Genomic DNA, 4817 nt, shown 5'->3' on the forward strand with positions numbered 1-4817 from the left:
GCTCGGTATGGTCGCTGCGCTATGAGCTCGTCGTCTATGGGTTGCTGATCGCGGCCAGCCTGACAGGCGCGCTCGAACTGCCATGGCGCCGGGCCGCCTTCCTTGCCCTGCTGCTTGCTGCCGTGCTCGCCGGCTACGGCGTGGCCCCCCATGCCAACGGTGGCCTGCTGTTCGCGCTGGCAGAAGCGCGCCACGTCTTGTTCTCGTTCCTGCTCGGCGTTGCGGCGCACCAGTTCGCGGCCCGCATCCCGCTGCATCCGGTGGTGGCGCTTCTGGGCATCGCGCTGATCGCCGCAGGCACCGCGCTCGGCCACACCATTCTGACCGAAACCGGCGTGATCTGGCTGACTTGCGCCGTCACGCTCCTGCTGGCCTTTCCGTCGCGGCCTTGCCGCAATCTGCCGCATGACATCAGCTACGGCGTCTACATCTATTCCTGGCCGCTCCAGCAGCTCGTTGTGTTTCTTGCCGCCACGCAGTTCGGGGTCGCGCTGTCTCCCGTCGCATTGTTCCTCATTTGCCTCGGGCCGCTCGTCGTGGTTGCGTTGGCCTCGTGGCTCTGGATCGAAAAGCCGGCGCTTGCGCTTGCTGCAGCCCGGCCCAGAAGGATACTCCTGCGCCCCTAAACCGGCTTCGCCAGCGCCCTGAACTTGGTTTCCAGCGGCGCGAACATCTCCTGCATCATCGCGCTCACCTCGGGCGAGGTTGTCGCCAAGGTGCCGCCAGGGAAGGGCGGTTCGGGGTGGTACTCGGCCTGCAGCATCAGCGATTCGGCATAGGCCCGCCCGCGCAGCGCTGCGACTATGGCGATGCCGAAGTCGATCCCCGCCGATACGCCCGCGCCGGTGGTGACATTGCCATCGGTCACCACGCGCGCGTCGACCGGCGTCGCGCCGAAATCTGCGAGCACAGGCCGCGCCGCCCAATGCGAGGTCGCGCGCTTTCCTTTGAGCAAGCCCGCTTTGCCCAGCACCATCGAGCCGGTGCAGACGCTGGTCACGTGTTTCGCGCGCGATCCGCGGTCGGCAATGAACGCGATCGCCGCCTTCTCGAGCATCACGTTCAAAGTGCCATCCGCGCCGCCGGGGACGAAGATGAGGTCGAGGTCGCGCGGGCACTCAGCCATCGTCATCGTCGGCGCGACAGCGAGGCCAAGGTCGGAGGCAACCGGCGCGAGGTTCGCAGCGGTTGTGACCAGGTGCACTTTTGCGCCGAACATGCAGGCGAAAAAGTAATGCGGCCCAACCAGATCGAGCGTGGTGAACCCCGGATAGAGCAGCATGGCGATCTGCTCGCTGCCCATCAGGCCCTTGCCGATCACCTTCTCCATCTTTGCCATGTGGCCGGGATCGGCCATCATGTCGTCAGGCGTCTGGATTTTCACTTGCGCGGCGGCGCGTTCGATGGCGAGGTAGGGGGCCAAGGAGGGGGCCAACACGGCGGCCGACCCCACCCCGGCTGCGCGCAAAAGATCGCGGCGATCCATCATGTCAAATCTCCTTAAAGTTCAACGCGCAGCGTTGCGGATACGGTGCGCGGCTGTCCTACCTGAATCCAGTCTTGCACGAATTGGTGGCTGCCGGTGAAATAGCGCTTGTTGAACACGTTCTTGAGGTTGATCTGCGCGGTGGCGATCGCACCGCCCACTATGAAGCGGTAGGCGGTGAACGCATCGAAACGGACATAGCCCGGCAGGGTGAAAGTATTGCCGATATCGCCATATCGCGCGCCTTGATAATAGAAGCCGCCGCCGATCAGCCCGTTGGTGATCACTGCATAGCGCCCGGAGAGGCTGGCGGCATGGCGCGGCACATTGGCGAGCGTCAGCCCGTTGCTGAGCGTGGCTTCATCGACTTTGGCATCAGTGTAGGCATAAGCCCCGACGACCGAGAGCTTGGGGGTCAGATCGCCGATCAAGTCGATCTCGATGCCGCGTGAGCGCGCGCGGCCGATCGTGCGGATGATGGGAAAGAGCGTGTAATCGGCGCGGTTGGTCTTGACGAGATCGAACGCCGCCAGCGTAGCCGTCAACTTGCCGTTGGCGCTCTGGAACTTGTAGCCGATTTCAAACTGCCGCGCCTTCTCCGGCGCGAGCGGTGTGCCGTCGAACAGTCGGCCGTTGTTGGTGGCGAGCGAGCGCTGGAACTGGCCGTAGAAGGTGTGATCCGCGGCGAACTCCCAGACGAGGCCAAGGCGCGGCGAGGTAAACTCCACCTTGTTGGGTGCGACGCCGGGCGCAGCATAGATCGCGCTGGTCCAGTCATGCCGCAATGCGACCACAGCGTGAATGCCGCTGCCGAAATCGATCTGGTCCTCGCCGAAGACGCTTGTCCACTGGTTGCGGTCCTGCGTGTTCTGCGTGTCGAGCAGCAGCGCCGGATCGGTGCTCAGCGGCGGGGTATTACCGAGCACTGGATTGAACACATTCACCGGCGCAAGCTGCTGCAGATAAGACAGCCCGCGCCTGTCGTCACGGTACCATTCGAAGCCGAACGCGAGCTTGTGCGAAATCGGCCCTGTTGTCAGCGATCCGGTCACATCGGCGGTGATCTGGTCGAGCTTGTAATGCCCGTCGGGCCGCGCATAGTAATAATAGCGGCACAGCTCGCCGTTGGCGGCGAAGCAATCGTTGCCGGTTAACAAATCGACCCGGTAGGGCACGACATCGACATCGCGTGTATCGGCGCGCACATGCACACCGCGCAGCTTGAGCTTCCAGTCCGCGCTGAGGCCTTGGGAGATATCGACTCGGTAGGACTGCGACACATTGCGCGGAAGCACGGGTGCGTCATTGTAAGCCGTCGAGATCGGCACGTCTGCCGGCCGCGCGCCGACGGCCGGGATGCCATAATCGTTGCGGAACCGGTGGTCGCTATAGTCGAAGGTGAAGGCAATCCGCGTTTCGCTGCTCGGCAGCCACGCGAGCGAGGCGTTTATCGAGCCCAGCCGCTCCTTGATGTAATCGCGGTATGAGCCCGACGTGAGGTAAGATGCCGATAACCCGGCAAGCACCTTGCCATCGCTGTCCAGCTTGCCGCTGCCATGTGCCGATGTGCGAAAAAGGTCGTATTGGCCGATGGTCTGCTCGAAATCGAACGTCGGCTTGGCGGTCAGTGGACGGTAGCGCACATTGACCAGACCGCCGGGCTCGGCGCGGCCGAACAAAACGCTGTTTGGGCCTTTGATCACTTCCACAGCCTCGACATTGGCGATGTTGACCGTAATGCCCTTCACGCGCGTCCCGTCGAGATAGTACGTCGCGCTGCCCAACATCGAGCCTTGCGCGGTCATCGAGGTCGAGGGAAAGCCGCGCAGGATCAGCAGCGGCTCGGTCGAACCGTTAAAGCCGAAATCGGACGAGACCCCGGCCACGTTGCGCACCGCATCGGTCAGCGTGATCGCATTCTGATCAAGCAGGACCTGGAGGGGTATGACCTGCACCGATTGCGGCGTGAGCAGGATGGTCTGGCTGGTCTTGCTCGCGCTCGATGTCGTGGCGATGGTGGTGCTATAAGGCGGCGCGGTTACGATAATGTCTTGCGGTCGGTCCGCTGTTGTCGGAGCTTCGGTTGCATGGGCATACGCGGGAAAAAAGGCCGCAAGCGCAGCCAAACGAAAATTCGTCATGGGTAAAATCCTGATGCTAAAACACTTACGGCCGCGCACGTTGCGCGGCGGCGGATCAGATCAGGCTGGGCGGTCCGGTTGACGGCGGGGGCGGCGCGGCTAGACCGCGACCGATGGCTGGCGCCGGGTGCGCTGCGATAATGGCAATCGCCGCAGCCAACGCGGGCAGCAACAGGTTCAGCTTTGGCAGAGCATCCAATCCGAGCCCGAGCGCGCCAAAGCCGCAAGGCTGGGGGTCATGATGGCTGCTGGCAGGGTCATCCTTATGAACTTTGCCGTCGCGGCCGATGAACGCGGTCTGCGCGCCCATGCCAGTGCACACCGAGATGCGGATCATCCCGTCGCTGCTTGTCGTCGGCATGTAACCGGCAGGAACCAGCATACGCAGCAGCAGCGCGAACGCGATCAATGCGAGCGAGATGTGCCGGGGGAGGGAGCGCAAGGAAGCCACGGCGGCCCCTTGGACTTATTCGCTCCGGCAAGCAAGAGGTGCCGAGTGCAGACCCGGGACAACACTCTTTCCTACACGCCACGTTTATGTCAGTCGCGTTTCTATGCTCTTTGAACCGTGGATCATGTGTCCGCGCCTCTGATCCTTTCCCCGCACGCAGGGCCTTGAGGCCCTGCCACTCCGGGTAGAGGATCGGTGTGCCTGACAGGTCGTCTCCAACACGCCGCTTTTTCGCGCGCCGGGGGTCCGCAGCGCGATCTGCTGAAATTTCTTTGAATTTCAGCATAATACGCCGCACCAACGGGGCCCGCAGTTTCCTCTCTGGACTGTGTCAACTATGTCAACTTGGCCCCGAAATCACCCCGTCAAGGTCATGGGCGTCGGCGTCTCGCTGCCCGTCCGGCCCGGCTTACCCGCCTGCTTCGACCTTGAATGTGACCCTCACCGTTCCGGCGCGCTGGAACTTGAGCGTGGCCGGAACCTGTGCGCCTTGCCTAAGCGGCGCTTTCAGGCCGATCAGCATGAGGTGATAGCCGCCGGGCTGGAAAGCGACCGTGGCTCCCGCCGGGATCGTCAGGCCATCGAGCACTGCGCGCGTCCGCATCTCGCCGTCACCCATGCTCACCGCGGTGATTTGCAAAGTGCGCGCGGCGGGCGATGTGGCGGAAAGCAGCCGGTCGCCGGTCTTGCCGGTGTTGGTGAGCGTCATGTAGCCCGCGCCGACCGCTTGCGCTGGCGC

At 63.5% G+C, this 4817-nt stretch carries 5 protein-coding genes; 1 reads left to right on the plus strand and 4 read right to left on the minus strand.

What is annotated here, in order from left to right; genetic code table 11:
- Positions 1-626: hypothetical protein (locus Q0O40_RS15395; protein WP_295531887.1), on the plus strand; the 626-nt coding region annotated here is incomplete at its 5' end.
- Here Q0O40_RS15395 and Q0O40_RS15400 read toward each other — a convergent pair.
- From Q0O40_RS15400 to Q0O40_RS15415, 4 genes are all read right to left on the minus strand, one after another.
- A complete protein-coding gene (locus Q0O40_RS15400) occupies positions 623-1489 on the minus strand; it encodes a DJ-1/PfpI family protein (RefSeq protein WP_295531889.1) in 867 nt (288 codons plus the stop codon). The two genes, Q0O40_RS15395 and Q0O40_RS15400, sit on opposite strands and share 4 nt — an antisense overlap.
- Positions 1490-1500: 11 nt before the next feature.
- Positions 1501-3627, minus strand: a complete 2127-nt coding sequence (locus tag Q0O40_RS15405) for a TonB-dependent siderophore receptor (protein ID WP_295531892.1) — start codon at positions 3625-3627, stop codon at positions 1501-1503.
- A 55-nt stretch (positions 3628-3682) separates the two neighbouring features.
- The gene (locus Q0O40_RS15410; RefSeq protein WP_295531895.1) at positions 3683-4078 is read right to left on the minus strand and encodes a DUF2946 family protein; all 396 of its coding nucleotides are present in this window, start codon (positions 4076-4078) and stop codon (positions 3683-3685) included.
- A gap of 409 nt (positions 4079-4487) precedes the next feature.
- Positions 4488-4817, minus strand: a 330-nt coding sequence (locus Q0O40_RS15415) for a copper chaperone PCu(A)C (protein WP_295531898.1), incomplete at its 5' end; no start/stop codon positions are given.

Source organism: Novosphingobium sp. Chol11, assembly GCF_945870625.1.
Classification (GTDB): domain Bacteria; phylum Pseudomonadota; class Alphaproteobacteria; order Sphingomonadales; family Sphingomonadaceae; genus Novosphingobium.